Here is a 16550-nt window from a genome sequence, read left to right as displayed (position 1 = left end):
AAATGGGGGAAATGAGATGAAAAAATGGCTGAAACTTTTTACTATTGGATTTATCCTTCCGGGTATCTTGCTGCTAAGTGCCTGTAGCGGTGCAACTCAGAGTGAAAGTGCTGCAACTTCTGAAGGCGGTATACAAGAAAGAACGATTAAAGCTGGAATCGGAAATAGTGAAACACACACTCAAGGGCAGGGCATGGTGAAATTTGCAGAACTTCTAGAGGAAAAAAGTGGCGGGAAAATGAAAGTACAAAACTTTTTTGATGCCACTCTTGGAGATGATCTAAAAATGACAGAAGCACTCCAAGGAGGTTTACAGGAAGTAACGGTCCCATCAACCTCTCCATTAGTAGGGATGATTAAAGAGTATGGTATTTATGACTTCCCGTTTGTTTTTCAAAGTGAAGAAGAAGCTTACGCTGTTTTAGATGGAGCAGTTGGACAGAAATTATTGGATAAATTACCTGAGCACGACTTAATAGGTCTTGGTTACTGGGAAAATGGCTTCCGAAATTTAACAAATAGCAAACATCCTGTTGAAACGGCTGAAGATTTTAAGGGACTTAAAATTCGTACAATGCAAAATCAAGTCCACTTAGATGCCTTTTCTAAGTTAGGAGCAAATCCATCTCCTATGGCATTTTCTGAGGTATTTACAGCATTGGAATCAGGTACTGTTGATGGTCAAGAGAACCCATTAATAACAATCCAAACCCAAAAATATGATGAAGTACAGGATTACTTAAGTCTAACGAAGCATGTATATACTCCATTTGTTTTTCTTGTTAGCAAAAAGTTTTGGGATGACTTGTCAGAAGAAGAACAAGAAATCATGAGGGAAGCTGCTCAAGAAGCTGGAGAATACCAACGTAAGCTTAATCGAGAAGAGAATGAAAAAGCACTTAAATATTTAGAAGAGGAAGGAATGAAAATTAACGAAGTTTCTGCCGAAGAAACAGAAAAAATGAAGGAAATCATTCAACCAGTGACAGATAAGTTTACTGAAGAATTTGGAGCAGATCTTGTTGAAGAAATGATGGAAGAAGTAGAAAAAGTACGTGGTAATTAATCAAGCTTGGGATTTAGTAAGGGGGAGCAAAGTTGGATATTATTTCGGAACTTTTACGAGAGGTCCAATTACCTAAAATGGTGAGAGTAAAGCAAAAATTCCATGCACCTCAACTCGCAGATGTTGCGAGTGAGGTGCAAAAGGCAATAAAGAAAGCAGGTGTCTTATCAAGAATATCAATTGATGACAATGTGGCAATTGCAGTAGGCAGCAGAGGCGTCGCTGATCTGCCTATCCTCGTAAGGGAAACTGCAGCTGCTATTAAGGAAGCGGGAGGGAAACCATTTATTGTCCCTGCAATGGGCAGCCATGGCGGGGCTACAGCAGAAGGACAAATCGATGTACTTCATCAGCTTGGTGTTACGGAAGAAGCGGTAGGAACCCCGATAAGATCGTCTACGGAAGTGGTTAAGCTAGGCGAATTACCAAATGGTCTACCCGTTTATATCGATAAATTAGCTTATGAATCAGACAAAATTATTGTAATTAATCGAATTAAGCCCCACACTGCATTTCGAGGTCCGGTCGAAAGTGGACTAATGAAAATGATCACAATTGGATTAGGAAAACAAAAGGGCGCTGAAGCCGCCCATGCTTATAGCTTCAAGTATATGGCAGAACATGTCCCAGAGATGGCGAAAATATCAATCACGAAAGCTCCTATCATATTTGGTCTTGCTACGATCGAGAATGCCTATGATAAACCCGCAAAAATCGTCGCAGTACCAGCAGAAGATTTAGAAAAAGCAGAGCCGGAACTACTATTAGAAGCAAAATCTTTAATGCCAAAGATTCATTTCGATCAGATTGATGTCCTGATCGTAAATGAAATAGGCAAGGATATTTCTGGAGATGGAATGGATCCGAATATAACGGGGAATTTCGCCACTCCATATGCATCTGGAGGTCCTGAAGTTACACGGACAGTAGTTCTTGGACTCACAGAGAAAACAAACGGAAACGCAAACGGAATTGGAATGGCCGACATGACGACGAAAGCTGTTATGAATGAAATCAAGTGGGAAAAAGGATATGCTAATGCACTTACAAGTACCGTTATTGATGTGGTGAAATTGCCAATGTGTTTAGATACTGAGGAATTGGCTGTGAAAGCTGCAATTAAAACATGTCATGCATTTAATCTATCAAAAGTAAGAGTTGTAAGAATTAAAAACACCTTAGAAATTGATGAGATCTGGATATCCGAAAACATGATAGAAGAGGCAGAAAAAAATAAAAATTTAGAGGTTCTATCAGAACCTAAAGAATTAGTACTAATCTAGTAACTCATTAGAAGTGTTAATCGAATGAAAAGCTTGTTCGATTTCATTATGAATATTGAAAGGAAGTAATCTAATGAATCAATTATATCCACTCATTGATAATGAGGTAAATCCGTACAGAGACAATGTACAGGGAAAAGCAAATGAACCGATTACGGTAGCAGGGCTGCTTGACCGTTCAAAACTGACACTAGGTTCCTCATACGAAGGGGGCAAACCGGATTGGACACTGGAAGAAATCTATAACCGCCTTGAAATGAATGCCCCTCGTATTGCCATTATTGGAGGCTCATCAGATCACCCAGCACACATAATGGACTATCAAACTTCTGCACGGGCGGCAATCCGCATTTGGCAAAATGGAGGAGTTCCATTTTACTTTTCTACTCCGGTTATGTGTGATGGAACAGCCCAAAGCAATCAAGGAATGAGCTATTCTCTCCAAAGCCGAAATGCTGTAGCTCAAATGGTTGTCAATCAGATTGAAGCGCATAGTTACCATGGTGCATTCGTCATTCAAGGGTGCGATAAACAGCCTCTTGGTGTAGTAAGCGCCTTGGCACATGTAGACCGTGTAAGGCGTGACCGTGGTGAGGCTCCATTCTTTGCTACATTCGCACCAGCACATGTACTTGAAGGCGGCTCTATTCCGGATGATGTCATCACAGAGCTGGAAGGATTGGCGAAAAAAGCAGAAACAGAAGGTGCTTCAGATGTAGCGATTGATTTACGTGACACGATGGCCTACATATTGCAGTGTTCATCCAATACAGCCTTCCAGGGAGTTTTCGAGCGTGCCTATGAGAGGGGCATTCTAACGAAGGAACAGCATAAATATTTTGAAATGCGTTTAGCAGTTGCGACATGTGATGGCCAGGGCGGTGTATGCGCGTTTAATGGAACAGGCAATAGTTCACGCCATTTAGTAGCCGGAATGGGTCTTGTTCATCCAGCGGTTGAACTACTGACAGATCCGCCAACACAAAGACAGATTAATGCTGTTCTTGATAGCTTTGCCACCATGATAAATGACGAGAAATATGGAGTCTCCAATATTGTAGCAGCCAACATTAAAAACGCTATTCGCATTCACAGTGCCTCTGGCGGTTCTACAAACTTGATGATGCATATCGTCGCAGGGATGCTCTATGCAGGATACAAATTCAGCTTATGGGATTTGGACACCATTCATCATGAGTATCCGATTCCGGATTTATTTGATTATAGCCTCACAGAAGGGCGCGATATTTACTCACTGGCTATGCAGTGCTGCAGTGGAACAAGCAGGGGAATGGAAACACTCTTTTATGAACTTCTTGAAAATGGCGTCCCAATGGATGAAGATGCTCCGACGGTAGCAGCCAGCACATGGAGAGAACGCTTGGCCATTACAAGAAGCCTTCAAGCAATAAATGTAAAGGAGAACCCTGTTATCTTATCTACCCCGCGAAGGGCATTCAGCGGAGTGGATGTATTGCAAGGGAACTTCTTTGAGAGCGCTGTTGTTAAAATTAGCGGCATGCCGACACCTCAGCTTGATCAGTTTGATGATAAGCTTGCATTTGTTCTTTATTTTGAGAATGAAGATGATGCGAATAGAAGTTTACTGGACTCCAATCTCTTGAACAATATTAAAGAGAAGAAATTATTTGATTATAACCTGTTGTTTGAAACACTTAAATACAACAGCAAAGAGGAGTGGGAACTCCTGAAAGAAGCACCATATGAAAAATTATTTGACAAAATGGTGGAAAAAGGAATTTTGAAAATTTCCGTTGTTATTGCGGGCCAAGGTCCTGTAGCATTCGGAATGCCTGAGATGTTTACCCCAATGCAGCATATTAATGCCAACCGCGTCATGAAAAAACTGGCAACCATTATTAGCGATGGACGCTATTCCGGCGTAACCTATGGTGCAGCAATAGGACATATGACACCTGAGGCATACGAAGATGGAGGCATTGGCTTCCTTCAAACAGGCGATGTTGTCCACCTTCAACTGCGAGAACGCCGCATTGATTTTATTGACAGAGCCCAGTTATACTCAGGAAACGTTGTCCATGTGTTTTCAGACAGTTTAAAAGAAGAACGGAGATCTCTTGTGGAAGAGAGAAAACAGCGAATGAAGACACGCCAGAAGCTAGTCGCAGCAAGCAACCGGATGTATGGTCATACGGATGCTGCCAATGGTGTTGTTCCACTGGCTGTATCGGAAGATGCGGTGCTGGATTATAAAAAAGATATATTACTTCATGAAATCAGCACAAATGCTAAATAAAGAGGCATACTTGTCTGAAATTTAGTAAAATTAGTCTAAATAAGACTAGGAGGATGAGTGAAGATGCCTATTATCCAATCAGTGGAACGTGCATTAAAAATATTAGATATATTTGACGAGAGGGACAGAGAGTTATCCATCACAGAAATAAGCAGACGAATGAACCTGCATAAAAGTACCGTTCATTCGCTATTAAAAACGTTACAGGTACATCGGTATATCTCACAAAATGAGGAGAATGAAAAATATCGGCTTGGATTAAAGCTTTTTGAACGAGGTAACATGGTCGCTAACAATTTCGATTTGCGGAAAGTTGCCAGAAAACATCTTGAAAGGCTATCTGCTACAACGAATTTAACGGTTCATCTTGTAATTCTGGATGGGCAGGAAGGTGTCTATATCGACAAGGTTGAAGGAAGCGGTGTCACCGTTGTATATTCCCGTATTGGCCGGAGAGTGCCGATTCATACAAGCGCGGTAGGTAAATCAATTATTTCAACTAAAACAGATAAAGAACTTGACCAGTTTCTAAAAAACTATCAGTACACGAAACAAACACCAAAATCAATCAGCTCAAAAGAAGAATTATTAGCGGAAGTCAACCATGTTCGAACGGCTGGTTATTCTATGGACAATGAAGAAAATGAACTCGGCATCGTCTGTATCGCTGTACCGATTAAAGATTATACTGGCAAAGCGATCGCAGGAATAAGCATGTCCATGCCTGCTACTAAATTAACGGAAGAAATCAAAGAATATTACGTCAGTATCTTAAAAGAATACAGCAACAGCATTTCGCAGGAGCTTGGTTACGATTATCAAAAAATTTAAAAGAATCAAAGTTGGTTATTATAGGGGGAAACTATATGAGAATTATTCGTTACCTAAAAGATAATAAGAAGCAACTTGCAGCTGTAACAAAGGAAAATGAAGTAGCAGACCTTCCATTCAACGACTTTATGTCGTTGATTTCCAAGGCACGCGAAGATAACAAAACTTCGTTTGATATTATAAAACAACTTACAGCTGGTACAGAAAAGCAACCATTGGAAGGTCTTCACTTAACCACTCCAATCGATGCTCCGGAAGTTTGGGCATCGGGTGTGACATATAAGAAAAGTAGGGAAGCGCGAAATTATGAAGCGACACAAGGGAAACTGGACCGTGAAACCTTCTATGACAAAGTCTACGATGCAGTGCGCCCGGAAATTTTCCTTAAATCAACATCTGCAAGAACAGTAGGACCGAATGATCCTGTGTATCTCCGTTCAGATTCAAATTGGCAAATTCCAGAACCTGAGCTAGGGCTAGTTATTGATAAGGATGGTAATGTGCTTGGGTACACGGTCGGCAACGACATGAGTTGCCGGGATATTGAAGGAGAAAATCCGCTTTACCTGCCACAGGCAAAGGTTTGGAAAAATTCTTGCTCCATTGGGCCAGCTATTGTATTGGCAGAGACGATAGCAGACCCTTATGAATTCTTAATTATTTGCCGTATTTATCGTGATGAAGAGCTTGTATTTTACGGGGATGCGCAAGTTAATCAGCTAAAACGCACACTGGATGAGCTTGTCCATTACCTAGTGCTTGATAATGAGATTTTTGACGGAACAGTACTTCTTACAGGAACGTGTGTGGTACCGCCAAATGAATTTACTTTAGCAGAAAATGACAGGATTGAAATTGAAATTCCTGGAATTGGCGTCTTGAAAAACCCGGTTGTCCAAAGTAAAGAAGTCAGGCATGCCGCTAAGGGGTGAAAAAATGAGTGAGTACAAGACGCTTTTTTTAAACGAAAAGGATAGTGTAGCAGTCGCTCTGTCAGATATACCTGCAGAAGTGGAAGTGGTTGTCAAAGCTGATAGCAAAGAATTTCGTGTGAAGATACTTGAACCCATCCTTTTTGGTCATAAATTTGCAATCAGAGCGATATCTCAGGGTGAGGACATTCTTAAATATGGTGAAGTGATCGGAGCTGCAGTAGTCCCGATCGATGTCGGAGAACATGTGCATGTTCATAATCTGGAAGGAAAAAGAGGAAGGGGAGATAAGGTTGTTTAATGAAAAACTTCAGTTTTGGGGTTATCGACGTCCTGATGGTCGCGTTGGCGTAAGAAATCATGTATTGATTCTACCGACAATTACTTGTGCGACGCAAACGGCTCAGCGGGTGACAGAGCTAGTCAGCGGAACCGTCACATTCATACACCAGCATGGATGTGCCCAGGTGGGTACAGATTTTGACCAAACGGCAAGAACCTATGTCGGAATGGGAATGAATCCCAATGTATACGGCGTAATTGTCCTGGGCCTTGGCTGTGAAACCCATCAAGCAATTCAAATTGGGGATGAAATTGCAAAATGTGGCAAGCCTGTGGAAACAGTATCCATCCAAGACAATGGTGGCACGCTTCAAACGATTGCAGAGGTGGCAAAAATTGCAGTCAGAATGGTACAGGATGCTTCGATGGTACAGCGGGAGTTATGCGATTTTAGCGAATTGATCATCGGGACGGAGTGCGGAGGCTCTGATGCCTGCTCCGGCCTTTCAGCCAATCCTGCTGTTGGAAGCACCAGTGACATGATTGTGGAACAGGGAGGGACAGCTATTTTAGCCGAAACAACCGAATTAATCGGTGCAGAGCATTTGCTTGCCAACCGTGCTGCAAATGACTCAGTGGCTAAAAAGGCGTATGCAGTCATTAAAATGATGGAGAATCGTTCCATCCAAATGGGTGTAGATATTCGAACTGGAAATCCAAGCCCAGGTAATATTGAAGGAGGATTAAGTTCTCTGGAAGAAAAGTCGCTTGGGGCGGCGACAAAGTCTGGTACAACAAGACTAGAAGAAGTCATTGACTATGCAGAGAGGCCAACAAAAAAAGGGCTGGTCTGGATGGATACTCCTGGCCATGACATTGAACAATTAACAGGTATGGTTGCTGGAGGCGCCCAAATTGTTTTATTCACCAGCGGACGCGGGACACCGACCGGATCACCGATAGCGCCGGTTATTAAAATCTCAACAAACACCCCGATGTACGAACGCATGCAAGAAAACATGGATCTTGATGCTGGTACCATTGTGGACGGGAAAGAAACAGTTTCACAAGTAGGTGGACGTATCATGGAAGAAATTAAAGCAGTAGCAGATGGAAAGTTAACGAAAGCGGAAATTTTGAAACAGCATGACTTTGGTATTTGGCGAATTGGTCCAACATTTTAATAAAGGTCTTTCTAAAAGCACTATGTTGATCCTAGCACACTGTTGATTCGATTGTAAGCCTGTGCTAAAGAGCGGATGAACGGAAGTCACCGCAAATGCAAGGCACCGTGGAGGCTTCCAGAACGCTCGTGGAAAACGAGCAACAGGAGAGTATTACAGTGTCTAATAAAAAAGGAGATTAAAACATGAAAACAGTTGTCGAAACAAAAACGTATAACAACTTTATTAATAATGAATGGATAGCATCTGTATCCGGGGAAGTTATTACAAGTATCAATCCAGCTAATAAGGAAGCAATAGGATATGTACAAAAGTCTACTGAAGAAGAACTAAACCAGGCAGTAGAGGCAGCACACCAAGCGAAAAAGGCATGGCGCAAACTAGGCCAGGCAGCAAGAGGCCAGCTTTTGTTCCAAACAGCAAACATTCTAGAATCAAGGATAGATGAAATTGCAGAAACCATGACAAAGGAAATGGGGAAAACATTACCTGAAGCCAAAGGGGAAACAGCTCGAGGCATAGCCATTCTCCGTTACTATGCAGGGGAAGGGATGCGCAAAGACGGAGACGTGATTCCTTCAACGGACAAAGATGCCCTCATGTTCACAAAGCGTACTCCGCTTGGTGTCGTTGGTATCATTACACCTTGGAACTTCCCAGTGGCCATTCCAATCTGGAAAATTGCGCCTGCTCTTGTATATGGAAACACAGTTGTGTTCAAGCCTGCTAGTGAAGCAGCTGTTACTGCTGCTAAGGTTGTGGAATGTTTTGCGGAAGCCGGTTTTCCGGAGGGTGTATTAAACTTTGTAACTGGTTCAGGATCTGTCATTGGTCAGGGGCTGATTGATCATCCTAAATTGAATGCCATAACCTTTACAGGATCTGAAAGCGTCGGACAAAGTGTAGCGAAAGCAGCTGCTGCACGTGGCATCAAGTTCCAGCTTGAGATGGGCGGGAAGAATCCTGTTATCGTTACGAAAAATGCCAATCTTGATCAGGCAGTTAATGAGGTTATCAACGGCGGATTCCGCTCTTCAGGACAAAAATGTACGGCAACAAGCCGCGTAATTGTAGAATCTGAGGTTTATCACGAATTTAAACAAAAACTTGTCGAAGCGTCCGAGAAAATCACGGTAGGCAACGGTCTTGAAGAAGATGTTTGGATGGGGCCTTGTGCAAGTGAAAGCCAATTTAACACATTCAAAAATTACATTGAAATTGGGAAAAACGAAGGTGCCAGACTTATCCATGGTGGTGAAGTCTTGACAGGTGGCGAATACGATAATGGATTCTTCGTTCAACCTGCCATTTTTGAAGAAGTATCACCTGATATGACGATTGCGCAGGAAGAAATTTTTGGTCCAGTTATTGCTTTAATCAGAGCGGCTAACCTGGAAGAAGCGATTGAATTGGCGAACAATACAAAGTACGGTTTGAGTGCATCGATCTTTACAACGGATATTAGCTCTATTCTGGAATTCATTGATGAAATTGAAGCAGGCCTTGTCCGTATCAATGCGGAAAGTGCGGGAGTTGAGCTGCAGGCGCCATTCGGCGGCATGAAAGCTTCAAGCACAGGCTCACGCGAACAAGGGGAAGCTGCGAAAGAATTCTATACAGCCATTAAAACGGTTTTCATTAAAGGATCTTAATAAATACGAAGTACAAATCTATTCACTATCAGAAGAATAAAGATCCATTCACATAGAAATGAGATGCGAGGTGAACATATGAAAATTACTAAACTTTCATTATATAAAGTTCTGCCCCGTTGGCTGTTTTTAAAGATTGATACTGACGAAGGTATTTGCGGATGGGGAGAGCCCGTTGTTGAAGGGCGGGCAGAAACAGTGAAAGCGGCGGTTACTGAATTATCAGATTACATTATTGGGCGTAACCCAAATGACATTGAAGATATATGGCAAACGTTGTATCGAGGTGGTTTTTACAGGGGCGGTCCGATTCTGATGAGTGCTATCTCTGGCATTGAGCAGGCCCTCTGGGATATTAAAGGGAAGTATTACAACATACCAGTTTATGAAATGCTTGGCGGGAAAGCGCGCCAAAAAATTAAAGTGTATTCATGGATTGGCGGCGACCGGCCTATTGACGTCGCTGCGGCCGCAATAGAAAAGCATAAACAGGGCTTTCAAGCAGTTAAAATGAATGCCTCTGAAGAAATGAACTATATAGACAGCTTTTCAAAAGTGGAAGCAGTCATTGAGCGTGTTGCATCGATTCGCGAAGCCCTAGGAAAGGACTTTGGCATTGGCGTTGACTTTCATGGTCGGGTTCATAAAACCATGGCCAAAACGCTTGTGAAAGAACTGGAACCATATCGTCCAATGTTCATTGAAGAGCCAGTGCTTCCGGAAAACAATGAAGCGCTCCGTGAAATTGCACTCCATACGACTTGCCCGATTGCAACAGGAGAAAGAATGTATACTCGCTGGGGATTTAAGCAACTTCTTCAAGATGGCTATGTTGATATAATCCAGCCTGACCTTTCCCATACAGGCGGTATTCTGGAAGGAAAGAAAATTGCTGCGATGGCTGAAGCATATGATGTGGCGGTAGCACCACATTGTCCGTTAGGTCCTATGACGCTTGCTTCATCGGTTCACCTAGACGCCTCAACACCGAATTTTATTATCCAGGAACAAAGCCTAGGCATTCACTATAACGAGGGAATGGATATTCTTGATTATATCCATAACCCTGAAGTATTTGCCTATAAGAATGGATATGTGAGCATTCCGGATCAGCCAGGCCTTGGTATTGATATAAATGAAGAAAAAGTTAAGCAGGCAGCCGAAATCGGGCATGATTGGAAAAATCCAATCTGGCGTCATGAAGATGGCAGCATTGCAGAATGGTAATAGAAGGAGGAGAATATGTTGAGCTTTCATGGAATTATTCCCCCGGTCGTCACCTTGTTTGATGAATCGGGAAATCTGGATTTAGAGCTAAATAAACGCTATATAGATAAATTGATTTCACAGAATATTCAGGGCGTTTTACTGATGGGCAGTTCAGGAGAGTTTTCTTCCCTTTTAATAGAGGAGAGGAAACTTTATATAAGAGAAATAATCAAACATATTCATGGCCGTGTAAGAGTAATGGTTGGGGTAGGCCATACGGCGTTAAAGGAAGTCCTTGAACTAACCTCATATGCAGAAGAAATGGGAGCGGATGGTGTTCTGGTTGTAAGCCCCTATTATTGGAAGCTTTCAGATGAGCAGCTTTACCGTTTTTATTCAGCAGTTGCCAACCATACTGAGTTACAGGTGTTCATTTATAATATTCCGCTTTTAACAGGGCAGAACCTGCCTGTTGAACTGATTTTGAAATTAGCGGCAGATCACCCGAATATTGCCGGTATTAAAGAGACAGTCAGTGATTTTGGCCACCTTCGACAAGTTCTGACAGAAGTGAAAAAAGTCCGTTCGGATTTCCTTGTTTTCTCCGCCTTTGATGAGCACCTTCTTCCTGCGCAAATGATTGGTGCAGCAGGAAGTATTAATGGAAGTGCAGTCTTTGCGCCGGAAATCTCCGTCGATTTATATGATTCTTATCAAAAAGGGGATCTTGCGGAGGCGCAGAGGAACCATCGGCTGATTTCCAAGCTCATGGAATTATATACGTATTGCCCTACGTACTTCACAGCAATGAAAGAAGCGGTCCATCTGCGCTGGTTTGATACAGCAGCGGGGCATCGGGTTCCGTTTGATGTATACCCAACAAATTTACGTGAAAACGTTAAAAGTCTCTTAGAAACTACCATTACGAAAGAAGGCGTCTAATTATGAAAGAATCCCGTGATTTACTAGAAAAATTAGGCTATCCATCTTCTGATTTTCAAGAGTTGCCGACATCCTTAAAAAGATTCCCTGACGGTGCACAGTACCGTGTTGAAATTCCTAGTGTGGAAGGTCCAGTAGCATTAAAAGCCACTCTCGAAGAAATTGACCGGCTCGGCCTTACGATTCACCGTGTCTCCCAGGGAAGCGGTATTATGCTTCAAACAGATGAAGAAATTAAAGAGATGTGTGATCTGACAGCAGAACGTGGAATGGAGCTTAGCTTATTTGTAGGTCCACGAGGAACATGGGATATAAGTGCAGCCCCGTTTACATCGGGCGGCAAATCCCAAGCACTTCGCCACGAAGGAGCCGATCAGCTGGTTTATGCAATGGAAGATTTAAAGCGCGGTGCAGCACTTGGTTTAAGGGGCGCACTTGTGGCTGATGAAGGGCTTCTTCTTTTAACAAAAGAAATGAAAAGTATTGGACAGTTGCCAGAAGACTTTGTTGTGAAGGTATCCGTACAAATGGGATCAGCCAATCCAGTTTCGGTAAAGTTAATGCAAGATATTGGGGCAGGTACCTACAATGTTCCATCCGCATTGCCGCTGGCTAAACTTGCAGCGATCCGGCAGGCCATTGATATTCCAATCGATTTGTATGTAGAAGTTCCTGATAATTTTGGCGGATTCCTGCGGTATTATGAGATTCCGGAGATCATTCGGGTTCTTGCTCCAGTTTACATTAAATTTGGTCTGCGCAATCATCCGGATGTATATCCTTCAGGAAAACAGTGGGAAAGTACCAATATTTCCCTTGTGAAAGAGCGTGTCCGTCGCGCTTCCATAGGCATTCAAATGATTGAACGCTACTATCCGAAGGCAAAAACCTCAGAGCTTGGCGCCAAAGGGCTTGGAATTCCGAAAGTCGGAAAAACGTTAGCTAAATAACAATAGATTCCTGATGTGTCCCCATGTTGCTTCAGGAATTTCTTACAATCATTTTAGGGAGGGAAATGAGGATGGCTTTTAAAGTACTGTTAACAGACTATGAATTTGAAAGTCTGAAATATGAAGAAGAAATCTTTATGGAAAGCGGCCTTGATATTGAATTCGTCAAAGTACAATGCAAAACAGAAGAAGAGGTTGTGGAGCAGGCAAAAAAAGCAGATGCTATTCTAAATCAATACGCACCGATATCGCGACGTGTTATTGATTCTTTAGAGAATACCAAGGTTATATCTCGCTACGGGGTAGGTGTCAACACGATTGATCTAGAAGCCGCGAAGGAAAAAGGCATTACGGTTGCAAATGTACCTGATTATGGGATGGAAGAGGTTTCGAACCATGCACTGGCCCTTTTATTATCATGGGCACGCAAAGTGACTTTATTAAATAATGAAGTAAAAAAAGGCAATTGGGACTTCAAAGCTTGTGTACCGATTCATCGTTTTAACGAGCAGACAGTAGGGGTTCTCGGATTTGGACGCATTCCACGCCGATTTATTGAAAAAGTAAAGCCTCTTGGCTTTAAGACAGCAGCGTATGACCCTTTCGTTTCGGCAGAAGAGATGGCTTCTGCTGGGGTAAAGAAAATGGAGTTTGATGAAATCATACGGGAAGCTGATTATTTGTCTGTTCACGTACCGCTTGTTAAAGATACCTTCCATATGTTAAATAAAAAACGTTTTAGTCAAATGAAGAAAAATGCCGTTATCATAAACACAGCTCGCGGGCCAATTATAGATGAAAAGGCACTTATAGAAGCTCTTGAAAAAGGGAAAATAGCTGGTGCTGCTCTTGATGTAACAGAAGAAGAGCCTATAAGCATGGATAGCCCGCTTCTCAACATGGACAATGTCATTATTACTCCGCACAGCGCCTGGTATTCCGAGGAAGCAATGATTGAACTTCGTAAGAAAGCTGCGAAAAATATAGTTCAGGTTTTAAAAGGTGAAAAAACGCCTTATGCTCTTATATAAGAAAGAATCGCTGCCGAGAAAATATGAAACTAGTATGCTTTTGACCCATTCTGCAAATCATATCATCTATATCACAGTCCATGACTCTGAGACCTGGTATTTAATAGCAGCAGGCACACCCTCCTGAAGTGGAAATGGCGGAAATCTGAAGTTTGGCTAATTGTTGGATACAGAATTAGTATTACGATTGAGTGAATCGGAATGCTTTTTAAAGGCCGACTAACAAGAGAAAGAGGTTGATAGACATGGATGTTGTAACAATCGGGGAAACGATGGTTTTATTTACACCAAATGAAGAGGGCATGCTTCGCCATGCCCATTCCTTTTCGATGAAGTTTGGTGGAGCAGAATCCAATGTTGCCATCGGATTAAGCCGTCTTGGCCATCGCTCAAGATGGATCAGCCGTCTTGGAGAGGATGAGTTCGGGGATGCCATGTATTCATTCATTCGAGGCGAAGGAGTGGATGTTTCCTATGTGACACGAGATCAAACTTCACCGACCGGCGTTTTTTTTAAAGAATTCAGGCGGTTGAATGATATGCGCGTCTATTACTATCGAAAAGAATCTGCCGCTAGCAAGATGAGTGCTGAATGGCTGCCGGAGGATGCTATCTCAGATGCTAAATATCTTCATCTTACGGGTATAACGCCAGGGTTGAGTATATCGTGCCGGGAAATGCTTGAAAAAGCAATCTGCACTGCCAAAAAAAATGGAACGAAAATTGTTTTTGATCCAAATCTCCGCTTGAAAATTTGGGAAGACGAAGAAGAAGCCCGCCATTTTTTAAAAAAATATGCTTCTGAGAGCAATATTTTTCTCCCGGGCATTGCCGAAGCAGAATTTTTATTTGGTGCTTGTACGATGGAGGATTATGTTGAAAAATTTCATAGCCTTGGAGTTGAAACAGTTATTATGAAACTGGGAAAAGAAGGAGCACTGGTTTCTTCTAAATCGGTACCTATGACTAAAGTGCCTGGGTTTGTTGTGGAGCGGGTAGTTGATCCAATCGGGGCAGGCGATGCATTTGCGGCTGGAGTGCTTTCTGGGTTGTTGGACGGAATGCCGCTGGAAGAATCGGTACGTCGTGGCAATGCGATGGGTGCGATGGTGACAATGGTAAATGGTGATGTAGAAGGCTTGCCGAATCGATTTGATCTTGCTGCCTTTATGAACGGTGGCTTGGAAGACGTTACGAGATAAAAAGGAGGAGAATTAGTGAACAGGTTAGTGGAATTAAAGAATCGCAAAATAGTTGCAGTAATCCGCGGTGCACATCCCGATCAAATTTTACCAATAGCACATGCACTGCAGGAAGGTGGAATCAGCACACTTGAAATTACAGTCGAAACACCAAAGGTATGCACGTTAATCGAAAAAGTAAAAGAAGAGTTTGGAAATAAAGTCATTGTTGGGGCAGGGACAGTTTTGGACCCTGAAACAGCACGAGCAGTTATTATGTCCGGAGCGGAATTTATTTTCTCACCAACCGTTAATACTAAGACGATTCAAATGGCAAAACGATATGGTGTTCTTAGTATACCCGGCGCCCTTACGCCAACAGAAATCCTGACTGCTTATGAAAATGGCGGGGATATTATCAAGGTGTTCCCAGCTGATGCAATGGGATTTTCTTACTTTAAAAGTCTGCAAGGACCACTTCCACATATACCATTAATGCCTACAGGTGGCATAAGCGTTGAAAACCTCCAAGACTATTTGAAAGCAGGGGCTGTTGCTGCTGGTATCGGTGGTTCGTTAGTTAATGCAAAAAAATTAAATTCTGAAGAGGATTATGCCAACCTAACTAAAAAGGCAAAGCAATTCTCAGCACTAGCGGGAAACTAAAATTACAAAATGCCGCTAAAAAGCTCATGACTGTTAATAAAGGAGGATACGATCTGTGGATGTACAACTTAGTTTGGCCAAAGAGCAGCAGCTAAAAAAGATATTAACGGAGATGGAGAGCGTAATCATTGCCTTTTCCGGAGGGGTGGACAGTACATATTTATTAAAAGTGGCATTGGATATCCTGGGGGCAGAAAATGTTTTGGCTATTACAGCAGATTCTGAGTCTTTCCCTCGTTCTGAGCTGGAAGAAACGATTCGAATTGCTGAGTCATTGAATGCTCCGCATCAAGTTATTAAAATGTCGGAACTTTCCATCCCTGGCTATGCCGAAAATGATTCAAACAGATGTTACTTCTGCAAAAAAGGTCTGTTCGAGAAGCTTTATCCCATTATGATAGAGCAAGGTTACAAGAACCTGACATTTGGACTTATTAAAGATGATTTAGGTGAACATCGGCCAGGTGTAAAAGCTGCAATGGAAAAAAATGTGAGAGGGCCGCTAGCAGAGGCGGATATAACAAAAGAAGATATTCGCATTCGCTCCAAAGAACTTGGGCTTGATACATGGGACAAACCTTCAATGGCCTGTTTATCATCCAGAATTGCCTACGGTGAAAAAATTACAATTGAAAAGTTAAAGAAAGTCGATCAAGCAGAGCAATTCATAAAAAGCTTTGGCATAAAGCAGGTGAGAGTCAGGGTTCATAATGAGATTGCCAGAATAGAAGTGGATTCGCAGGATATGGACAGCCTCCTGCAAAACCATGACCAAGTTTCAGAAAAATTGAAACAAACTGGTTTTAAATATGTGGCGATGGACTTAACAGGCTATAAAAGCGGAAGCATGAATCTAATGCTGTGATTGCTTAATAATAGTGCAAGCGTATAGTGGGAGGTTTGATTTTCAATAAAAACTTTTGATGGATTTTCTCCAACGAGGCTGATTAATTTGAGGCCTCTTTTCTGTTGAAACCCTTTCGTTAGAGTCTATAAAGCTCTCTCTTCAGCACAATCACAGGAAAGAGTTCTGTGATCTTCTGTTTTTACTCCAAAGAGACCA

The 16550-nt window shown here is 42.3% G+C and carries 15 protein-coding genes; all 15 read left to right on the top strand.

Annotated elements, in window-relative coordinates:
* The first annotated feature begins 16 nt into the window (after positions 1-16).
* Positions 17-1066, top strand: coding sequence for a TRAP transporter substrate-binding protein (locus D8M04_RS13245; protein ID WP_121523744.1), 1050 nt, complete (start codon positions 17-19; stop codon positions 1064-1066).
* 32 nt (positions 1067-1098) lie between these two features.
* Entirely contained in the window at positions 1099-2349 is a 1251-nt protein-coding gene (locus D8M04_RS13240) for a nickel pincer cofactor-dependent isomerase, group 22 (RefSeq protein WP_121523742.1), read from the top strand.
* 73 nt (positions 2350-2422) lie between these two features.
* Positions 2423-4627 carry a dihydroxy-acid dehydratase domain-containing protein gene (locus D8M04_RS13235; protein WP_121523740.1) on the top strand — a complete coding sequence of 735 codons (2205 nt, stop codon included), beginning with the start codon at positions 2423-2425 and terminating at the stop codon, positions 4625-4627.
* 63 nt (positions 4628-4690) lie between these two features.
* Positions 4691-5458, top strand: a complete 768-nt coding sequence (locus D8M04_RS13230; protein ID WP_121523738.1) for an IclR family transcriptional regulator — start codon at positions 4691-4693, stop codon at positions 5456-5458.
* Between the two features lie 35 nt (positions 5459-5493).
* Positions 5494-6390: a fumarylacetoacetate hydrolase family protein gene (locus D8M04_RS13225; protein WP_121523736.1), complete on the top strand. Its 897-nt coding sequence runs from the start codon at positions 5494-5496 to the stop codon at positions 6388-6390.
* Positions 6391-6394: 4 nt separating this feature from the next.
* On the top strand, positions 6395-6691 hold the full coding sequence (locus D8M04_RS13220; protein WP_121523734.1) for a UxaA family hydrolase: 297 nt from the start codon (positions 6395-6397) through the stop codon (positions 6689-6691).
* On the top strand, positions 6684-7856 hold the full coding sequence (locus D8M04_RS13215; RefSeq protein ID WP_121523732.1) for a UxaA family hydrolase: 1173 nt from the start codon (positions 6684-6686) through the stop codon (positions 7854-7856). The genes D8M04_RS13220 and D8M04_RS13215 overlap by 8 nt, the downstream gene beginning before the upstream one ends.
* Before the next feature lie 185 nt (positions 7857-8041).
* Entirely contained in the window at positions 8042-9508 is a 1467-nt protein-coding gene (gucD, locus tag D8M04_RS13210) for an alpha-ketoglutaric semialdehyde dehydrogenase GucD (RefSeq protein ID WP_121523730.1), read from the top strand.
* A gap of 78 nt (positions 9509-9586) precedes the next feature.
* On the top strand, positions 9587-10735 hold the full coding sequence (gene dgoD / locus D8M04_RS13205; protein ID WP_121523728.1) for a galactonate dehydratase: 1149 nt from the start codon (positions 9587-9589) through the stop codon (positions 10733-10735).
* Between the two features lie 15 nt (positions 10736-10750).
* Entirely contained in the window at positions 10751-11659 is a 909-nt protein-coding gene (locus tag D8M04_RS13200) for a dihydrodipicolinate synthase family protein (protein WP_246001243.1), read from the top strand.
* 2 nt (positions 11660-11661) lie between these two features.
* A complete protein-coding gene (locus D8M04_RS13195) occupies positions 11662-12609 on the top strand; it encodes a U32 family peptidase (RefSeq protein ID WP_121523726.1) in 948 nt (315 codons plus the stop codon).
* A gap of 71 nt (positions 12610-12680) precedes the next feature.
* Entirely contained in the window at positions 12681-13640 is a 960-nt protein-coding gene (locus D8M04_RS13190) for a C-terminal binding protein (protein ID WP_187695448.1), read from the top strand.
* Between the two features lie 245 nt (positions 13641-13885).
* Entirely contained in the window at positions 13886-14842 is a 957-nt protein-coding gene (locus D8M04_RS13185; RefSeq protein ID WP_121523722.1) for a sugar kinase, read from the top strand.
* A gap of 15 nt (positions 14843-14857) precedes the next feature.
* Positions 14858-15487: a bifunctional 4-hydroxy-2-oxoglutarate aldolase/2-dehydro-3-deoxy-phosphogluconate aldolase gene (locus D8M04_RS13180; protein ID WP_121523720.1), complete on the top strand. Its 630-nt coding sequence runs from the start codon at positions 14858-14860 to the stop codon at positions 15485-15487.
* A 55-nt stretch (positions 15488-15542) separates the two neighbouring features.
* Entirely contained in the window at positions 15543-16352 is an 810-nt protein-coding gene (gene larE, locus D8M04_RS13175; protein ID WP_121523718.1) for an ATP-dependent sacrificial sulfur transferase LarE, read from the top strand.
* The last annotated feature ends 198 nt before the right edge of the window (positions 16353-16550 follow it).

The sequence above is a fragment of the Oceanobacillus piezotolerans genome (assembly GCF_003665065.1).
GTDB lineage: Bacteria > Bacillota > Bacilli > Bacillales > Amphibacillaceae > Oceanobacillus > Oceanobacillus piezotolerans.
This window is presented reverse-complemented; position numbering and strand designations above follow the sequence as displayed.

What these genes read in the sequence shown, in the direction of transcription:
- D8M04_RS13245 (WP_121523744.1), top strand. Translation starts at nt 17, where the DNA reads ATGAAAAAATGGCTGAAACTTTTTACTATTGGATTTATCCTTCCGGGT.
- D8M04_RS13235 (WP_121523740.1), top strand. Translation starts at nt 2,423, where the DNA reads ATGAATCAATTATATCCACTCATTGATAATGAGGTAAATCCGTACAGA.
- D8M04_RS13230 (WP_121523738.1), top strand. Translation starts at nt 4,691, where the DNA reads ATGCCTATTATCCAATCAGTGGAACGTGCATTAAAAATATTAGATATA.
- D8M04_RS13225 (WP_121523736.1), top strand. Translation starts at nt 5,494, where the DNA reads ATGAGAATTATTCGTTACCTAAAAGATAATAAGAAGCAACTTGCAGCT.
- D8M04_RS13220 (WP_121523734.1), top strand. Translation starts at nt 6,395, where the DNA reads ATGAGTGAGTACAAGACGCTTTTTTTAAACGAAAAGGATAGTGTAGCA.
- gucD (WP_121523730.1), top strand. Translation starts at nt 8,042, where the DNA reads ATGAAAACAGTTGTCGAAACAAAAACGTATAACAACTTTATTAATAAT.
- dgoD (WP_121523728.1), top strand. Translation starts at nt 9,587, where the DNA reads ATGAAAATTACTAAACTTTCATTATATAAAGTTCTGCCCCGTTGGCTG.
- D8M04_RS13200 (WP_246001243.1), top strand. Translation starts at nt 10,751, where the DNA reads ATGTTGAGCTTTCATGGAATTATTCCCCCGGTCGTCACCTTGTTTGAT.
- D8M04_RS13195 (WP_121523726.1), top strand. Translation starts at nt 11,662, where the DNA reads ATGAAAGAATCCCGTGATTTACTAGAAAAATTAGGCTATCCATCTTCT.
- D8M04_RS13190 (WP_187695448.1), top strand. Translation starts at nt 12,681, where the DNA reads ATGGCTTTTAAAGTACTGTTAACAGACTATGAATTTGAAAGTCTGAAA.
- D8M04_RS13185 (WP_121523722.1), top strand. Translation starts at nt 13,886, where the DNA reads ATGGATGTTGTAACAATCGGGGAAACGATGGTTTTATTTACACCAAAT.